The sequence below is a fragment of the Streptomyces sp. NPDC059866 genome (assembly GCF_042731325.1).
GTDB lineage: Bacteria > Actinomycetota > Actinomycetes > Streptomycetales > Streptomycetaceae > Streptomyces > Streptomyces flavusporus.
The window spans coordinates 130,115-144,736 of record NZ_JBHWJT010000010.1 but is presented as its reverse complement, the minus strand read 5'-3'; the positions used below and the strand labels follow the sequence as shown (position 1 = coordinate 144,736).

Annotated in this window: 10 protein-coding genes, 2 tRNA genes and 1 pseudogene; 4 read left to right on the top strand and 9 right to left on the bottom strand. The window is 72.3% G+C overall.

The features are described 5' to 3' along the window. Nucleotides 1-406 precede the first annotated feature (406 nt). Nucleotides 407-904, bottom strand: coding sequence for a hypothetical protein (locus tag ACFV7R_RS17580; RefSeq protein ID WP_385264258.1), 498 nt, complete (start codon nt 902-904; stop codon nt 407-409). Between the two features lie 143 nt (nt 905-1,047). Between ACFV7R_RS17580 and ACFV7R_RS17575 the strand changes: the two are divergent. Next, nucleotides 1,048-1,512: pseudogene (locus ACFV7R_RS17575) on the top strand (replication initiator); the annotation flags it as partial. Between the two features lie 79 nt (nt 1,513-1,591). Here ACFV7R_RS17575 and ACFV7R_RS17570 read toward each other — a convergent pair. Both ACFV7R_RS17570 and ACFV7R_RS17565 read right to left on the bottom strand, forming a co-directional pair. Then, nucleotides 1,592-1,664: transfer RNA gene (locus ACFV7R_RS17570), tRNA-Arg, on the bottom strand. Nucleotides 1,665-1,854: 190 nt separating this feature from the next. After that, a tRNA-Ser gene (locus ACFV7R_RS17565) sits at nt 1,855-1,945 on the bottom strand. A gap of 180 nt (nt 1,946-2,125) precedes the next feature. Between ACFV7R_RS17565 and ACFV7R_RS17560 the strand changes: the two genes are divergently transcribed. After that, nucleotides 2,126-2,674 carry an SSI family serine proteinase inhibitor gene (locus ACFV7R_RS17560; protein ID WP_385264257.1) on the top strand — a complete coding sequence of 183 codons (549 nt, stop codon included), beginning with the start codon at nt 2,126-2,128 and terminating at the stop codon, nt 2,672-2,674. A 283-nt stretch (nt 2,675-2,957) separates the two neighbouring features. Then, nucleotides 2,958-7,355, top strand: a complete 4,398-nt coding sequence (locus tag ACFV7R_RS17555) for a PAS domain-containing protein (RefSeq protein WP_385264256.1) — start codon at nt 2,958-2,960, stop codon at nt 7,353-7,355. A gap of 33 nt (nt 7,356-7,388) precedes the next feature. Here the strand turns inward: ACFV7R_RS17555 and ACFV7R_RS17550 are convergent, their stop codons facing one another. Continuing rightward, nucleotides 7,389-7,967: a TetR family transcriptional regulator gene (locus ACFV7R_RS17550; RefSeq protein ID WP_385264255.1), complete on the bottom strand. Its 579-nt coding sequence runs from the start codon at nt 7,965-7,967 to the stop codon at nt 7,389-7,391. 146 nt (nt 7,968-8,113) lie between these two features. Between ACFV7R_RS17550 and ACFV7R_RS17545 the strand changes: the two genes are divergently transcribed. Beyond that, the gene (locus ACFV7R_RS17545) at nt 8,114-9,325 is read left to right on the top strand and encodes an MFS transporter (RefSeq protein WP_385264254.1); all 1,212 of its coding nucleotides are present in this window, start codon (nt 8,114-8,116) and stop codon (nt 9,323-9,325) included. A gap of 149 nt (nt 9,326-9,474) precedes the next feature. On the opposite strand, the gene ACFV7R_RS17540 is transcribed toward ACFV7R_RS17545, so the two are convergent. The 5 genes from ACFV7R_RS17540 to ACFV7R_RS17520 form a co-directional block, all read right to left on the bottom strand. Continuing rightward, on the bottom strand, nt 9,475-11,130 hold the full coding sequence (locus tag ACFV7R_RS17540) for a long-chain fatty acid--CoA ligase (RefSeq protein ID WP_385264253.1): 1,656 nt from the start codon (nt 11,128-11,130) through the stop codon (nt 9,475-9,477). A 148-nt stretch (nt 11,131-11,278) separates the two neighbouring features. Continuing rightward, on the bottom strand, nt 11,279-11,845 hold the full coding sequence (locus tag ACFV7R_RS17535) for a SigE family RNA polymerase sigma factor (RefSeq protein WP_385264252.1): 567 nt from the start codon (nt 11,843-11,845) through the stop codon (nt 11,279-11,281). 147 nt (nt 11,846-11,992) lie between these two features. Beyond that, nucleotides 11,993-13,138: a lipid-transfer protein gene (locus ACFV7R_RS17530; RefSeq protein WP_385264251.1), complete on the bottom strand. Its 1,146-nt coding sequence runs from the start codon at nt 13,136-13,138 to the stop codon at nt 11,993-11,995. Beyond that, nucleotides 13,135-13,530 carry a MaoC/PaaZ C-terminal domain-containing protein gene (locus ACFV7R_RS17525; protein WP_385264430.1) on the bottom strand — a complete coding sequence of 132 codons (396 nt, stop codon included), beginning with the start codon at nt 13,528-13,530 and terminating at the stop codon, nt 13,135-13,137. Before ACFV7R_RS17525 ends, ACFV7R_RS17530 begins: the two co-directional genes overlap by 4 nt. A gap of 2 nt (nt 13,531-13,532) precedes the next feature. Then, nucleotides 13,533-14,390: a bifunctional MaoC family dehydratase N-terminal/OB-fold nucleic acid binding domain-containing protein gene (locus tag ACFV7R_RS17520; RefSeq protein WP_385264428.1), complete on the bottom strand. Its 858-nt coding sequence runs from the start codon at nt 14,388-14,390 to the stop codon at nt 13,533-13,535. Nucleotides 14,391-14,622 lie beyond the last annotated feature (232 nt).

The window sequence follows — 14,622 nt, the reverse complement described above, 5'->3', positions numbered from 1 at the left end:
CCCGCACGTTGCCCAGGTTGGTCACCCAGCTGGCGAGCACGGCCGTGCCGCCAGTGAAAGCAGCAACCCAAACCGTGCTGTCCCCCATGCCGATCAGTGTCGGCGAGGTCCCGGCCTCTGTCGAGAGCGCCCTGACACCCGCCTCAGGAATTCGATCCGAGCCCGCTCCGGCGGCTGTCGTCGACTGGTGCGACGGCCGGACAGAAACACTGGTGTACGCCCCCGTCCGGCGCCGTTGATGTCAGCCGTGGATGTCAGAAGCCTTGCGATCCGTAGCTCTGTCTACATCGGACAGTGACGGTCATGGTGGTTGCGCCGTGGGCCTTGAAGGTCGCCACTGGACGTGGAGGACGCTGTGGTTGCTGCACTTCGCTGTTGTACTGCAGCCGGTACCGGACAGGCAGCTTCACAGGCTGCACCGGCAGTAAAGGTGGGCGCCCGCCATCCGCGCGCGGCAGGCCAGGGCCATGAACGTGGCAACCGCGTTCCTGGCGACGAGGTGGTCGGCGAAATCGACCTCCTCGATCTCGTACCACTGGGCCGCCACCATCGGGACGGCGTCCTCAGGGAGAGTGGCGAGGACGTCCCGCCAGCGATCGGGAAGTCGTTGGAGGATCAGGCCCGTGTTCCAGGGAGATTCGGGGTCGGTGGACTCACCCTGGGGGTAGGGCGGTTCGGGCCAGATCAGTTCCGGCGCGTCCTGCTGATCGGTGAAGGGGACGCCCTCGGCGTAGGCGACCAGTTGGGCCAGGACGACGTTCGGGTCCAGGCCCTTTGCGTCGATCCAGTCTGCGCCCGTCTCCTCCAGCGACGTCCCGTGGAGCCAGTCGCCCTCAGGGCCGGTGGCCTGGTTCACCGCCGTGGTGTGGTCGGTCGCGTGGAAGTAGTCGTACAGCACGCCCATGTCGGTCTCCGTCGTTCACCGGTCCTGTACTGAAGTAGAACAGGCGGCGCTGACATCGGGCCGCCGGCGGTCGTGTCCCCTCTCGTGGTGTAGCCGATCATGGGCTACTGCCTCCGGTCCCGGCCTCGCTGCTGCGTACCGCCGTGGACGGCCCGGAGGGCGGCGACATGCCTCCCCCGGCATGGGCGACGGCCGAGCTGCTGACCGACGTCATCCGTACTGCTGCCACCGCCGCACGCGTCAACGGACCGGAGGTCGACGACCGGGCCCACATCTTCATCTTCGGCCGCCAGCTCGACGTTCGCCCGATCCGCTCTGAGTTCTGCCTGAAGGCGCTCCGGATGCGCCGGGCCCAGCAGACCGGCGACCGGAAGGCGGCCGGTGAGCTCTGGCAGGACACTCGCGGCCTGATCTTCACCACGAAGTACGGGACTCCGATCGGGCCGGACAACCTCACCCGCATGTTCGCCCTGCGCGCTCGCCGTGCCGGCCTCCGGCATGCGCAGATCGCCATGACGATGGAGGTCTACGCGGAAGCGAGCGAGGAAGAGGTGCGGTCCGCGCTCGGCAAGCTGTCCGCGGCGATGGGTGGCACCGAGACCGGCTGACCGACCGTTGCTGTACTTCGCTGCTGTACGGCCCGGAAATGCCAGAGGCCCCGGATCTCTCCGGGGCCTCTGGTCTGTGCGCACTCGGCAGGATTCGAACCTGCAACCTTCTGATCCGTAGTCAGATGCTCTATCCGTTAAGCTACGAGTGCTTGTCTTTGTTCTGTTTTCTCGCCGCTCCCGGCCCTTCCGGCCCGCTCGCGGCGACAGGAAGAACATTACATGACTGCCGCCGCCATGTGAAATCCGTTAGCCGTACCCCTTGTGACCTGCGGAAATGCACTCTGAGGGGGTGAAACGGCGAAGCCCCGGTCGGGTTGGACCGGGGCTTCGGTGATCGCGCGGAGGCGGAGGGATTTGAACCCTCGATGGGCTTTAAGACCCAAACCGCATTAGCAGTGCGGCGCCATAGACCGGACTAGGCGACGCCTCCAGCACAGCCGCCCGCGCGAGCGCGAGTGGTGTGTGCAGATGATGACACAGTCGAGCGTGCTGTCACCAATCGCCCCCCACGGTACTAGGCAGGCGGGTCGCAGAGCAAAGGGCTTAGCCGCGCGTCCGGCGGGCAACGGCGGGCGCGCAACATCCGGGGGCGTACCGCGTTAGTCAGGTCATGTTGCAGGTCACCCCCCTCTCCCCAGCCCGCCCGGGGCTCCGGCGGCTCGCCGTCGCCGCCGGTGCCTCCCTCGCCGCGCTCACCGCCCTCGCCGCGGCGCCGGCAGCCGCCGCCGCGTCCGCCGGCGCCCCGCCCGGCACACCGGCCGCTCCTTCCCCTGCAGCACCTCCGCCCGTCCCCGACCGCGGCCAGGACGGTGATCACCTCACCGTCACCGTCCGGAATTCCGGCGGGCGCGCGGACGGGACGTATGAGCTGCGGTGTCATCCGGAGGGCGGCGGTCATCCGGATGTGAGCGGGGCGTGTCGGGTCCTCGACCGGGAGACGCGGTGGGGCGTGGGCGCCTTCGCGCCCGTGCCGTCGGGCAGCGTGTGCACCATGCAGTACGGCGGGCCCGCCACCGCGCACGTCACCGGAACGTGGGCCGGACGCCCCGTCGACGCCACGTTCGACCGCCGCAACGGGTGCGAGATCGCCCGCTGGAACCGGCTCGTGCCGCTGCTGCCGGAGATGCCGTCGGAGGCGGGGCCCGGCGGCACTGCGTAGCGGCTGTTCCGGCAGCAGGGCCGGTCGACGGAAGCAAGGGAACCCGGCGGAAACGACAGTGCTGTAAAGGTCTCGCGGAGGGCACGTGCCGTGGGCGTGCACGGGCGGGGAATCCGCACTGGTTCGTCGTCCGTCGGACGTCGCCTCGTCGTGCGAGCTCTCTCTCATCCGGCGTCGCGAGCGCAACCCCAGCCCTTAGACTCCCTCGCGTGACACGTCGCGGGCAGGTTGGCAAGATGGCCCGAGCGGTCGGCTAGGTGCGGTAACAGGGAGGAAGCGTCTCGTGAGCAGCAGGCCATCCCGAGGCGCTGCTCGCCTCGCAGCCATACTCGACGCGCTGCCCGACGCGTTGGTACTGGTCAACGCCAACGGGACCGTCGTCAACGCGAACACCATCGCGCTCGAGGCCTTCGAGGCGCCGGGCACCGCGCTCGTCGGGCGCGGGCTGCTCGATCTGTTGCCGCAGTTCGACTCGAAGCTCATCCCGGGTTCGATGCGGCGGCCCGATCACATCGATCCCCATGGGCCTACCAAGCCGACCCGGATGATCGCCCGGCGGACGGACGGGAGCGAGTTCCCCGTCGAGGTCACCAGCGCGAATCTGGAAAACGGTCAGCAGGCCTACGACAGTTACGGCTACAGCAGCGACGAGCTGCTCATGCTCGTCGTGCGGGATCTTTCCGGGACCGTCGACACGGAGGCGGAGCTCGCCCGCTCGCAGCGGCAGACGGAGATGATCCTGCGGGCCGCCTCCGAGGGCGTCGTGGGGACCGACACCGACGGGCGGATCGTGCTCGTCAACCCGGCTGCCGCGCAGATACTGGGCTACCGCGCCGGCGAGCTCGGCGGCAAGGAACTGCACCCGCTCTTCCTGCACTCGCGGGCCGACGGCTCGCCCTTCCCGTACGAGGAGTCCCCGCTCGCCGACACCCTGCGTTCCGGGCGCAAGCACCGGGTGCGCGGGCAGGCGCTGTGGTCCAAGAACGGCGACAAGGTGGCCGTCGACCTGACCACCGCACCCGTTCGCGACGGCGACCAGCTGGTCGGCGCCGTGATGACGTTCACCGACCGGCGGCCGTACGACACGCTCGCCGAGAAGAAGGCGGCCGCGGAGAAGCAGCACGCGGAAGAGCTCGAGCGGGTCTCGGAGGAGCATGCCTCCGACCTCACCGCCCTGCGCCAGCAGCACGTCACCGAGCTCGAGGAGCTGCGCGAGCGGCACGAGGAGGAGCTGGCGGCCGGCGAGGACCGGTACGCCGCGCTCGCCGAGCGGGAGAAGGACCGGTACGAGGCGCTGGCCGGGCGGCACGATCAGTTGCTGACGCTGCTCGGGGGGTCGCTGCGCGGGCCGCTCGACGAGCTGCGCCGCGAGCTGGCGGCGCTGGCCGCGGACGACGCCGGGCAGCTGTGGCCCGAGGCCAACCAGGTGCTGCATCACCTCTCGGCCGGGTACTCGCGGATCACCCAGCTCATCGACAACGTCCTCGGCTATCAGCGGCTGGACGCCGGGACCGAGGACATCACCCGTACGAAGGTCATGCTCGACAGCGTCGTGGCCGCCGGTGTCGACGGGGCCGTCGAGCTCATCGGGCCGGGGCGGATGCAGTTCGCCGTGCACGCGCCGCCCATCGAGGCCGAGGTCGACCCGAAGCTTCTCGCCACCGCCCTCGCGCACCTCGTCGCCGATGTCGCCGGGGTCGACGCGACCGGCAACTCGCCCGTCTCGGCGGGCGGTTACATGGACAACACCGTCGTGGTGGCGGCGGCGCAGCGCGGTGAGGTCGTACGGATCGAGGTGCGCGGCCCGTACGCCGGGGGAGACCCGGTGCACGAGCCGATCGTGCGCGGGATCGTGCGGGCGCACGGTGGTGTGCTGCAGACGCACGAGGTGCCGGGGATGAGCGGCAGTGCGTACGTCCTGGAGGTTCCGCTCGGGGGTGGGGCGGGGGCCGTTCCCGCGCCGGCCGCGCCCGAGGCCGGCGGCGAGGAGGCCGGTTCCGGTTCGTCCGAGCAGACCTCGGGCGGGGGGCGGCGGCGGGCCCGGCGGGCCTCCGTGGACGCCTTCCTGGAGAGCGACGTACCGGGAGCCGGGTCCGAGACGGAGGCGGCCGCGCCCACGGGGCGGCGGCGCAGGCGTGCTGCCGCACCCCAGGCCCTGGAAGCGCCGGTCGAGGCGAGCGAGGTCGCCGGCGGTACGGGGCGCAGGCGCGGGCGGCCGGCCGAGGACGCCGGCGGGGTGGACGGTGCACCGGAGGCCGGGGCAGGCGGTGTTGCCGAGGGTGCCGTCGTCATGGCTGCCGAGCACGCCGCGGGCGCCGCGGCCGTGGGCACGGGGCTGGGCGGGACCGTTCCGCCGCAGGGCGTGCCCGCGCCCGGTGGCGGACGGCGGGCCCGGCGCGCGGCGGGGGAACAGCACGCCCTGCCGCCGGCGCTGCCCGCGGCAGCGGCATCACCGGCCCCGGCCGGCTCAGGTGTCGAGGACCAGCAGCCGACCGGGCGGCGTCGGCGTGCCCTCGCCGCCGCCCAGGAACGTGCCGCCGCGCAGGAAGCGGAGCCGCGTACGGTCTTCGCGCTGCCGCCGGCGGAGGCGGACCGGTCGTCCGGCGAGCAGCAGCCGGCTGCCGTCGCCCAGGTGCCGGGTCAGCCGCAGGCGCAGGCGCAGTCCGTGCAGATGCCGGGTCAGCCGCAAGCGCAGGTGCAGTCCGTGCAGATGGCGGGTCAGGCGCAGGCGCAGGTTCCGGGGCAGGGCACCACCCCGGGTGGTGCCGGGCACGCCGAGGACCACGGTCGGCACGACGCCGTGCCGCACGACCAGTCCGAGGACCACACGCCGCCCCAGCCGCACCCCGCGAGCGCACCGACGGGCCGACGGCGACGGGCCGTTGCCCAGCCGGCGGAGGCGGCGACCGTGACGTCCCCGCAGGCCATTCCGGCCCAGATGACCCCGGGTCAGGGGACTCCGGGCCAGGCGCCCCGGGCTGCATCTGCAGCCCAGGGTGCTCAAGCAACCCAGACCGCACCCGCCGGCCTGCGCCAAGCCGTGCCTGCACAGCACGCGCCCGCTCAGGCCCCGGTCCCACCCGTTGCCGCGCCGGGCGCCCAGGCCGTCGCGCAGCCTCTGCCGGGCCAGGCCGCTCCTGCGCAGAACGGCACGGCACAGGGCCGGCCCCTCCCCGCCGAGGCGACCCCCGGGCACGACACCCCGGCCCCGCAGCAGTGGCCCGGCACGGCCGACCCCGACGACACCGCCGGCACGGGCACCCCGGTACCTCCGCAGGGCGCGGGCGCCGCCGTACCGCCGAACACCGCCGGAACCCCCGTCCCCCCAGCCCCTGCCCCCGCTCCGCAGCCGACCCCTCAGCCTCAGGCCGCAGCCCAGCCCCAGACCCAGACCCCGCCCAACGGCACAGCCCGACCCGCGCCGCAGACCCCCGCCTCCGGCACCCCCCTCCCCCCAGAGGCGGCTCCCGCACAGCAGGCGCGGGTCGCGCAGCCGCTGCCCGCCGAGGCCGCCGCCGCGCCCGCGGATCCGAACTCCACGCAGGGCCGGGCGATCAGTGTGCGGACGTTGGGACAGGGGGTGCCGTTCACGCGGCAGGCGGCGCAGGTGCAGCAGCCGTCGGGCGGCGCCACGCCTCCCCCGCAGCAGTCCACCAACGGAGGACGACGCCGCAAGCTCGGTACGCCGCCGGACCCGGCCGGCACGCGCCCGGAGCAGTCCGCCCGCCCGCATCCGCCGGCCGAGCAGCCCCCCGTACAGCAGCAGCCGCAGCCGTCTCTCGCGGGGCAGTCCCGGCTCGCCGCGCAGGCGGGGGCGCAGGCCACTGAGGATGCCGGACGCTCGTACGCGATAGGCGCACCGGACGAGAACGCCGCCGAGGGACCGGAACCGCTGGACGGTCCGGGCGGAGCCGTCGAGGTCGCCGACCCGCCGCGGCCGCAGCCGATGGACGACGAACTGCCGCCCGAGCCGCTGGACAACCCGCGCCGACTGCTGGTCTGGCCCGCGCCGGACACGTCGACCCAGCAGGCACTCAGCGACCGCGGCTACCGGCCGGTGATCGTGCACTCGCGCGAGGAGGTGGACGCACAGATCGCCGCGTTCCCGGCGGCGCTGTTCGTCGACCCGCTGACCGGGCCGATCACCCGGACCGCACTGCAGTCGCTGCGGCAGGCCGCCGTGGCCGCCGAGGTGCCGGTCATGGTCACGGCCGGGCTCGGGCAGGCGACGCGCGAGGCGGCGTACGGCGCCGATCCCGCCGTCCTGCTGAAGGCGCTCGCGCCGCGCGACAGCGAGCAGCACCCGCCGCGGGTGCTGCTCATCGAGGAGCACGCGGAGATCGCGCTGGCGCTGACGGCGACGCTGGAGCGGCGCGGGATGCAGGTGGCGCGGGCGGCGAGCGACACGGACGCGGTGACGCTGGCGGGGCAGTTCCGGCCGAACCTGGTCGTGATGGATCTGCTCCAGGTGCACCGGCACCAGGCCGGGATCGTCGACTGGCTGCGCGCGAACGGGCAGCTCAACCGCACCCCGCTGGTCGTCTACACGGCCGCCGTCGACCAGGCCGACCTGCCGCGGCTCGCGTCGGGCGAGACGGTGCTGTTCCTCGCGGAGCGGTCCACCAGCTCCGAGGTGCAGAGCCGGATCGTGGACCTGCTGGCACGGATCGGCACGAACTGAGGCTGGTAGCTCGCCGGAAGCGGGTCGGTGGCTTCACCGTGCCGTCAGCCGGCGCGCCGCCTCCTTGATCGAGGTGCGCAGGCGGTCGCGGTCGGTGTCGTCGGCGCCGACGACGATGCGCTTGATCTGGGGGACGACGACGGCCCAGTTGGCGAGGGCGGTCAGCAGGAAGAGCAGGTCGGGGGCCGGGATGGCGTCGGTGATGACGCCGCGGTCCTGGCCGTCCCGGACCAGGGCGACCTTGCGGATGTAGTGGTCCTGGCGCTCGGCCTCGTCGGGGAGTTCGGCCGTGCCGTACTCCAGGCCCTCCCAGAAGAGCAGGCGCAGCAGCTCGGGGTGGGCGGCGTGGTAGTCCATCAGGCGGTCGATCCAGCCCTCGATGTCGTCCGGGTCGATGGGGACGGAGACGGCGAGGTCGAGCATCTTCTTCTCGAGGACGTACGCGAACAGCTCCGCCTTGTTGCCGTAGTAGGCGTAGATCAGCTGCTTGTTCGCCCTGGCCTCGCTCGCGATGCGGTCGATGCGGGCGCCGGCGATCCCGTGGCGGGCGAACTCGGCGACGGCCGCCTCGAAGATGCGGGCCTTGGTGGCCTCGGGGTCCCTGACTGCCATGGGCACAGGGTAGCGGGCCGAAATAACCAACTGTTTGGTTGAGGGGGAATCGATGCGCCTCACAGGCCGTTGACCCGGAGGTCAACCAACCAGTTAGTTGCTAGAGCGGGCTCGAACGAGTCCGACTCGAAGGAGTCCTTCCGCTCATGCCCTCAGCAACCACCGCCGACCAGACGACAACCACCGCCCACCAGACGACGCCCCCCGAACGGAAACCCGGTTCCGCCCTCTTCCTCACCCTCATCGCCGTCTGCAGCGCGGTCACGGCCGCCAACATCTACCTCGCCGCCCCGCTGCTCTCCCTCATCGCCCGCGACTTCGGCTCGGCCCCCTCGGCCGTGGCGTGGATCGCCTCGGTCGCGCAGTTCGGCTACGCGGTGGGCCTGCTGCTGTTCGCCCCGCTCGGCGACAGCGTCAACCGGCGTCGGCTGGTCACCGGCCTGACCGTGGTCACCACGGCCGCGCTGGCCGCCTCCGCCGCCGCCCCCGGCACTGCCGCCCTCGCGGCCGCCGTGTTCGTGACGTCCGCGGCGACCGTCGTCCCGCAGCTTCTCGTCCCCCTCGTCGCCGAGCGCGCCCCGGCCGATCGCCGGGCCCGTCATGTCGCGGCGGTGATAGCGGGACTGTTCGCCGGCATCGTCGCGGCCCGCGTGGTCGGCGGACTGGCCGGTCAGGCGTTCGGCTGGCGGGCGGTGTTCCTGGGCGCGGGCGTGCTCACCCTCGCCCTCGGCCTGGCCACGGCCCTGGTGCTGCCGTCGGAGCGCCGACCGCGTACCGGCGGTCTGTTCTCCGGCATCCCCGCGCTGCCCGGCCTGGTCCGCCGCTCCCCCGACCTGTGGCGGGCGTGCGTGCGGCAGGCGGGAATGTTCGGCGCGTGGAGCGCCCTGTGGACCTCGCTCGCGCTGCTGCTGACAGGGCCGGAGTACGGCCTGTCCACCGCCACCGCCGGGCTCTTCGGCCTCTTCGGGCTCGCGGCCAGCGTGGTGGCTCCGCTGGCGGGCGGTCTGGTGGACCGTTTCGGCGCCGCCAGGGTCGTACGGTCCGCGTATCTGCTCGCCGCCGTCGCCGTGCCGCTGTTCTGGCTGGGCGGGCAGGTGCTGTGGGCCCTGTTCGTGGCGGCGGTCGTCATCCACACCGCGCTGGTCGCCTCGCACGTCGCCAACCAGACCCTGGCCCTGACCACCACCTCCACCCCGGCCACCGCCAACACCGCCTACGTGGTCGCCGGCTTCGCGGGCGGCGCCGCCGCGTCCGCCCTCGCCGGCTCCGCCTTCAGCCACTGGGGCTGGGGTGGCGTGTGCGCTGTGGCGGCGGTGTGGCTGGTGCTGGGGTGGACGACGACGGCCGTACGGCGGTGACCGGCCGCTGCCGTACGGCGGTGACCGGCCGCTGTGGCACGCCGGTGAGCGGCCACGGCGCTACCGCGGTGGGCGGCCAGGCAGTATGCCGGTGGGCGGCCACGGCGGTACGGCGGTGCAGGCCGCCGTACCGCCGTGGCCGTCGTCCGTCAGAGCTGCGTGACGTCCAGCTCCCCCTCCGCGTACTGCCTGCGCAGCACCTTCTTGTCGAACTTTCCGACGCTCGTCTTCGGCACCGCCGGGACGATCGTCCAGCGTTCCGGGAGCTGCCACTTGGCGATCTTTCCCTCGTCGGCGAGGAAGGCCCGCAACGTCTCGAAGTCGGCGGTGGCGCCCTCCCGCAACACGACGGTGGCCAGCGGGCGTTCGCCCCACTTCTCGTCGGGGACGGCGACGACGGCGGCTTCCGCCACGTCCGGGTGGGACATCAGGGCGTTCTCCAGCTCCACCGACGAGATCCACTCGCCGCCGGACTTGATGACGTCCTTGGCGCGGTCGGTGAGGGTGAGGAAGCCGTCGGGGGAGATCGTGCCGACGTCGCCCGTCTTCAGCCAGCCGTCCTCGCTGAACTTGTCGGCGGGGCACAGGGGTTCGGCGTCGGGGCCGTTGTAGTAGGCGCCGGCGATCCACGGGCCGCGGACCTCCAGCTCGCCGGCGGACTGGCCGTCCCAGGGGAGGCGTTCGCCGCCGGGGCCGGTGAGGCGGGCCTCGACGCTCGTCGGGAAGCGGCCCTGGGTGAGCCGGTACGCGAACTCCTCCGCCGTGCCGACCGCGTGGGCCGGCGGGCGGGCGACCGTGCCGAGCGGCGAGGTCTCCGTCATGCCCCAGGCGTGGCAGACCCGCATGCCCAGCTTGTCGAACGCCTCCATCAGCGAGGGCGGACAGGCGGAGCCGCCGATGGTGACCTGGGTGAGGGTGGAGACGTCGCGGGGACGGGCGGTCAGCTCGGCGAGCAGGCCCTGCCAGATGGTGGGGACGGCGGCGGCGTGCGTCGGCTTCTCGCGCTCGATCATCTCGGCGAGAGGGGCGGGCTGCAGGAAGCGGTCCGGCATCAGCAGGTTGACGCCGGTCATGAAGGTGGCGTGGGGCAGGCCCCAGGCGTTGACGTGGAACTGGGGGACCACCACGAGGGAGGTGTCCTGGTCGGTCAGCCCCATCGACTGGGTCATGTTGACCTGCATGGAGTGCAGGTAGACCGAACGGTGGCTGTAGACCACGCCCTTGGGGTCGCCCGTCGTGCCGGAGGTGTAGCACATGGCGGCGGCCTGGCGCTCGTCCAGCTCCGGCCAGTCGTACGCGGTCGGCTTGCCGGCGATCAGGTCCTCGTACTCGTGCACCTGGACGGCCGCGTCGGCGAGCAGCGAGCGGTCACCGGGGCCGGTGACGACGACGTGCTTGACGGTCTTCAGGTGCGGCAGCAGCGGGGCGAGCAGCGGCAGCAGGGAGCCGTTGGCGATCACGACCCGGTCGGCGGCGTGGTTGACGATCCAGGCCAGCTGTTCGGGGGGCAGACGGAGGTTGAGGGTGTGCAGGATCGCGCCCATGGAGGGGATCGCGAAGTAGGCCTCGACGTGCTCGGCGTTGTTCCACATCAAAGTGGCGACGCGGTCGTCCGCGGTGACATCGAGGTCGTCGCGCAGCGCGTGCGCCAGCTGGGCCGCGCGGGTGCCGACCTCGGCGAAGGAGCGGCGGTGCGGTTCCCCCTCGCCGGTCCAGGTGATCACCTGAGACGATCCGTGGATCGTGGATCCATGGGTCAGGATCCTTGAGATCAGCAGCGGTACGTCCTGCATGGTGCTCAGCACGGTTCCTCCCGGGGCGACATTGCCTACGCGGCGGTAAGGGTTGCGCTGATTCTGCGCACATACCGCGCGGTATGTCACTAGATCCCGGCGATCGATCACATCACGTTGCCGCACACAACAGCGCGCTGCTACCGGACACGACGCTGCGCTATCGAACAAGCCCCAGCTCAGGATCCTCGCGCAGCTTGCCGAGCGCCCGCGACACCGCCGACTTCACAGTCCCCACGGACACGCCGAGCACCTCGGCCGTCTGGGCCTCGCTCAGATCCTCGTAGTACCTGAGGACGACCATCGCCCGCTGCCGCGCGGGCAGCCGCATGATCGCCCGCCACATCGCGTCGTGCAGCGCCTGCTGCTCGGCCGGATCGTCGCCGCCGGGCACCGGCTCCGGCTCGGGCAGCTCGTCGCAGGTGAACTCGTCCACCTTGCGCTTGCGCCACTGCGAGGTGCGGGTGTTCAGCAGCGCGCGGCGGACATAGCCGTCCAGCGCGCGATGGTCCTCGATACGCTCCCAGGCGACGTACGTCTTGGTGAGCGCGGTCTGCAGCAGGTCCTCCGCGTCGCTCGGGTTCGCGGTGAGCGACCGGGCGGTGCGCAGCAGCACCGGCCGGCGGGCCCGTACGTACGACGAGAACGACGGGTACGTCGCGCACGGATGGCTCTGCCTCGCTGAAGCAGCGGCGGTCGAAGCGCTGGTGCAGACGGGTGTGGTCATGGCTCAACGCTAGGTTCGCGACCGCCTCGGGCGGATCGGCCGCAGGTGCCGAAGACGAGTCCCCCTCAGGTTGTAGGGGTGGTGCCGGCTGCACCTCCTGGAGGTGGACGAGGGGAGGAGACGTACTGCGGGTTTACCCCTGGGGGGTCATCCGTCCGCGGTGAGGACCAGCCCCGAGGTCGGCACTCCCGTCCCCGCCGTCACCAGCGCCCGTGCCGCACCCGGCACCTGGTTCACGGAGGTGCCGCGCAGCTGCCGTACCGCCTCCGCGATGCCGTTCATACCGTGCAGGTACGCCTCGCCCAGCTGGCCGCCGTGCGTGTTCAGCGGCAGCCGGTCCGCGGCGACGAAGCCGGCCGCCTCCCCGGGGGCGCAGAACCCGTACTCCTCCAGCTGCATGAGCACATACGGCGTGAAGTGGTCGTAGAGGATGCCCACATCGATGTCGGCCGGGCCCAGGCCGGAGGTCCGCCATAGTTGCCGCGCCACAACTGCCGCCTCCGGCAGCCCGGTCAGGTCGCCCCGGTAGAAGCTCGTCATCTGCTCCTGCGCCCGGCCCGCGCCCTGGGCGGCCGCCGCGATCACGGCCGGGGGATGCGGCAGGTCGCGGGCCCGCTCCACGGACGTGACGACGAGGGCCTGGCCGCCGTCCGTCTCCTGGCAGCAGTCCAGCAGCCGCAGCGGCTCCGCGATCCAGCGGGAGGCGGCGTGGTCGGCGAGGGTGATCGGGCGGCCGTGGAAGTACGCCGCCGGGTTGGTGGCGGCATGGCGGCGGGCGGTGACCGCCACCGGCCCGAACGCCTCCTGTGCGGTCAGCCCGTACGTGTGCAGATAGCGCTGGGCCGCCATCGCCACCCAGGAGGCCGGGGTGAGCAGCCCGAACGGCATCACCCAGCCGAGCGCCACACCCTCCGCCGACGGCTCCCGGTGCCGTACGCCGGAACCGAAGCGCCGGCCCGAGCGTTCATTGAACGCGCGGTAGCAGACGACGACCTCCGCCACGCCCGCTGCCACCGCCAGCGCCGCCTGCTGCGCGGTCGCGCACGCCGCGCCGCCCCCGTAGTGGACGCGGGAGAAGAAGGACAGCTCGCCCATGCCGCAGGCCTGGGCGACGGTGATCTCCGGGTTGGTGTCCATGGTGAAGGTGACCATGCCGTCCACGTCGGCCGGCGTCAGCCCGGCGTCGTCGAGGGCCGCCCGCACCGCCTCCACGGCCAGGTGCAGCTCGCTGCGCCCGGAGTCCTTGGAGAACTCGGTGGCGCCGATGCCGGCGATCGCGGCGCGCCCGCTCATACGGGGCCCCGAGCGGGAAGCGTGACCGTGACCGTGCCGGTCACATGTCTGCCGATGCCGTTGTCGCCGGTCACCCGCACCACGGCCGTGTCCGCGTCGACCGCCTCGACCCGGCCGGTCAGCACCATCGTGTCGCCGGGGTGGTTGGGCGCGCCGAGCCGGACGGCCACCTTGCGCAGGGTCGCCGTGGGGCCGAAGTGGTCGGTGATGTAGCGGCCGACCAGGCCGTTCGTCGTCAGGATGTTCATGAAGATGTCGGGGGAGCCCTTCTGCCGGGCCGACTCCGGGTCGTGGTGCACGTCCTGGTAGTCGCGCGAGGCGACCGCCCCCGCCACGATCAGCGTCCGGGTGATATCGATCTCCAGCGGCGGCAGTTCGTCGCCCACACGCACGCTCACACCGTCCCCCCTCGGAACACGGGCAGTACCAACTCCTCGTCGTACCGCCGGAATTCGAGCCGTACCGGCATTCCGATCCGCACCTTGTCGTACGGCACCCCGATCACGTTGCTGACCATCCGCACGCCCTCCGCGAGCTCGATCAGCCCCACCGCGTACGGCGGGTCGAAGGCAGGGAAGGGGGGATGGTGCATGACGACGTACGAGTGGACCGTGCCCTCGCCGACCGCGCGGACGGTGTCCCAGTCGAGGCAGCCGCAGGCGTTGCAGCCGGGCAGCCAGGGGAAACGCAGGCTCCGGCAGTCCGTGCAGCGCTGGATCAGCAGCTCGTGCCGCTCGACGCCCGCCCAGAAGCCGGCGTTGTCGCGGTTGACGACGGGGCGGGGGCGGCGGTCCCGCGACGGGGGTTGCTGCTGCCGTGCGGGCGCGTACTTGAGGATGCGGAAGCGGTGCGTGCCGGCGAGTTCGCCGGCCGTACGGATGTCCGTGCGGGTCGTGACGAAGTATCCGGCGCCCAGTTTTGTCGTCTTCCGGTCGGAGACCGACTCGATCACCGTGTCGAAGGTGAGCTCGTCGCCGGGTCGCAGCGGCCGCAGATACTCCTGCTCGCAGTCGGTGGCGACCACCGCGGTACAGCCCGCCGCATCCAGCAGGCCGAGGAGTTCGTCGTACGCCGTCGTACGCGCCGTGTGCCCGGCAAGGCCGCCCATGGTCCAGGCCTGGAGCATGGTGGGCGGGGCGACGGCGTCGGGGCCGGTGTACGCCGGGTTGGTGTCGCCGAGGGCCTCGCACCAGTGGCGGATCATGGGCAGGTTGACGGGGTCCTTGCCCCTCCCGGCGACGGTGGCGGGCATGCCTTCGTAGGCCTTGAGGCGGGCGGACAGGTCGGCGGCGTCGTCCTCCACGGTCGTATCCCCTCCCGCACGTCCGGTCCTTGCCTGCCCTTGCCGGCACTTCTCGATGCTTCTCGTGCTTCCCGCGACGGGTTTCTGACTGTCCGTCAGATAAGGCTCTGTGTCAAGGTCGGCGCACACGCCTGCGCGGCGGTGCCGAAGCACCGCCGCGCGGACGGACCTTGCTCACCCC

Excerpts from the sequence above, each read along its gene's own strand:
- ACFV7R_RS17580 (WP_385264258.1), bottom strand. The coding sequence starts at position 904 with ATGGGCGTGCTGTACGACTACTTCCACGCGACCGACCACACCACGGCG.
- ACFV7R_RS17560 (WP_385264257.1), top strand. The coding sequence starts at position 2,126 with ATGTTGCAGGTCACCCCCCTCTCCCCAGCCCGCCCGGGGCTCCGGCGG.
- ACFV7R_RS17550 (WP_385264255.1), bottom strand. The coding sequence starts at position 7,967 with ATGGCAGTCAGGGACCCCGAGGCCACCAAGGCCCGCATCTTCGAGGCG.
- ACFV7R_RS17545 (WP_385264254.1), top strand. The coding sequence starts at position 8,114 with ATGCCCTCAGCAACCACCGCCGACCAGACGACAACCACCGCCCACCAG.
- ACFV7R_RS17535 (WP_385264252.1), bottom strand. The coding sequence starts at position 11,845 with ATGACCACACCCGTCTGCACCAGCGCTTCGACCGCCGCTGCTTCAGCG.
- ACFV7R_RS17530 (WP_385264251.1), bottom strand. The coding sequence starts at position 13,138 with ATGAGCGGGCGCGCCGCGATCGCCGGCATCGGCGCCACCGAGTTCTCC.
- ACFV7R_RS17520 (WP_385264428.1), bottom strand. The coding sequence starts at position 14,390 with ATGCCCGCCACCGTCGCCGGGAGGGGCAAGGACCCCGTCAACCTGCCC.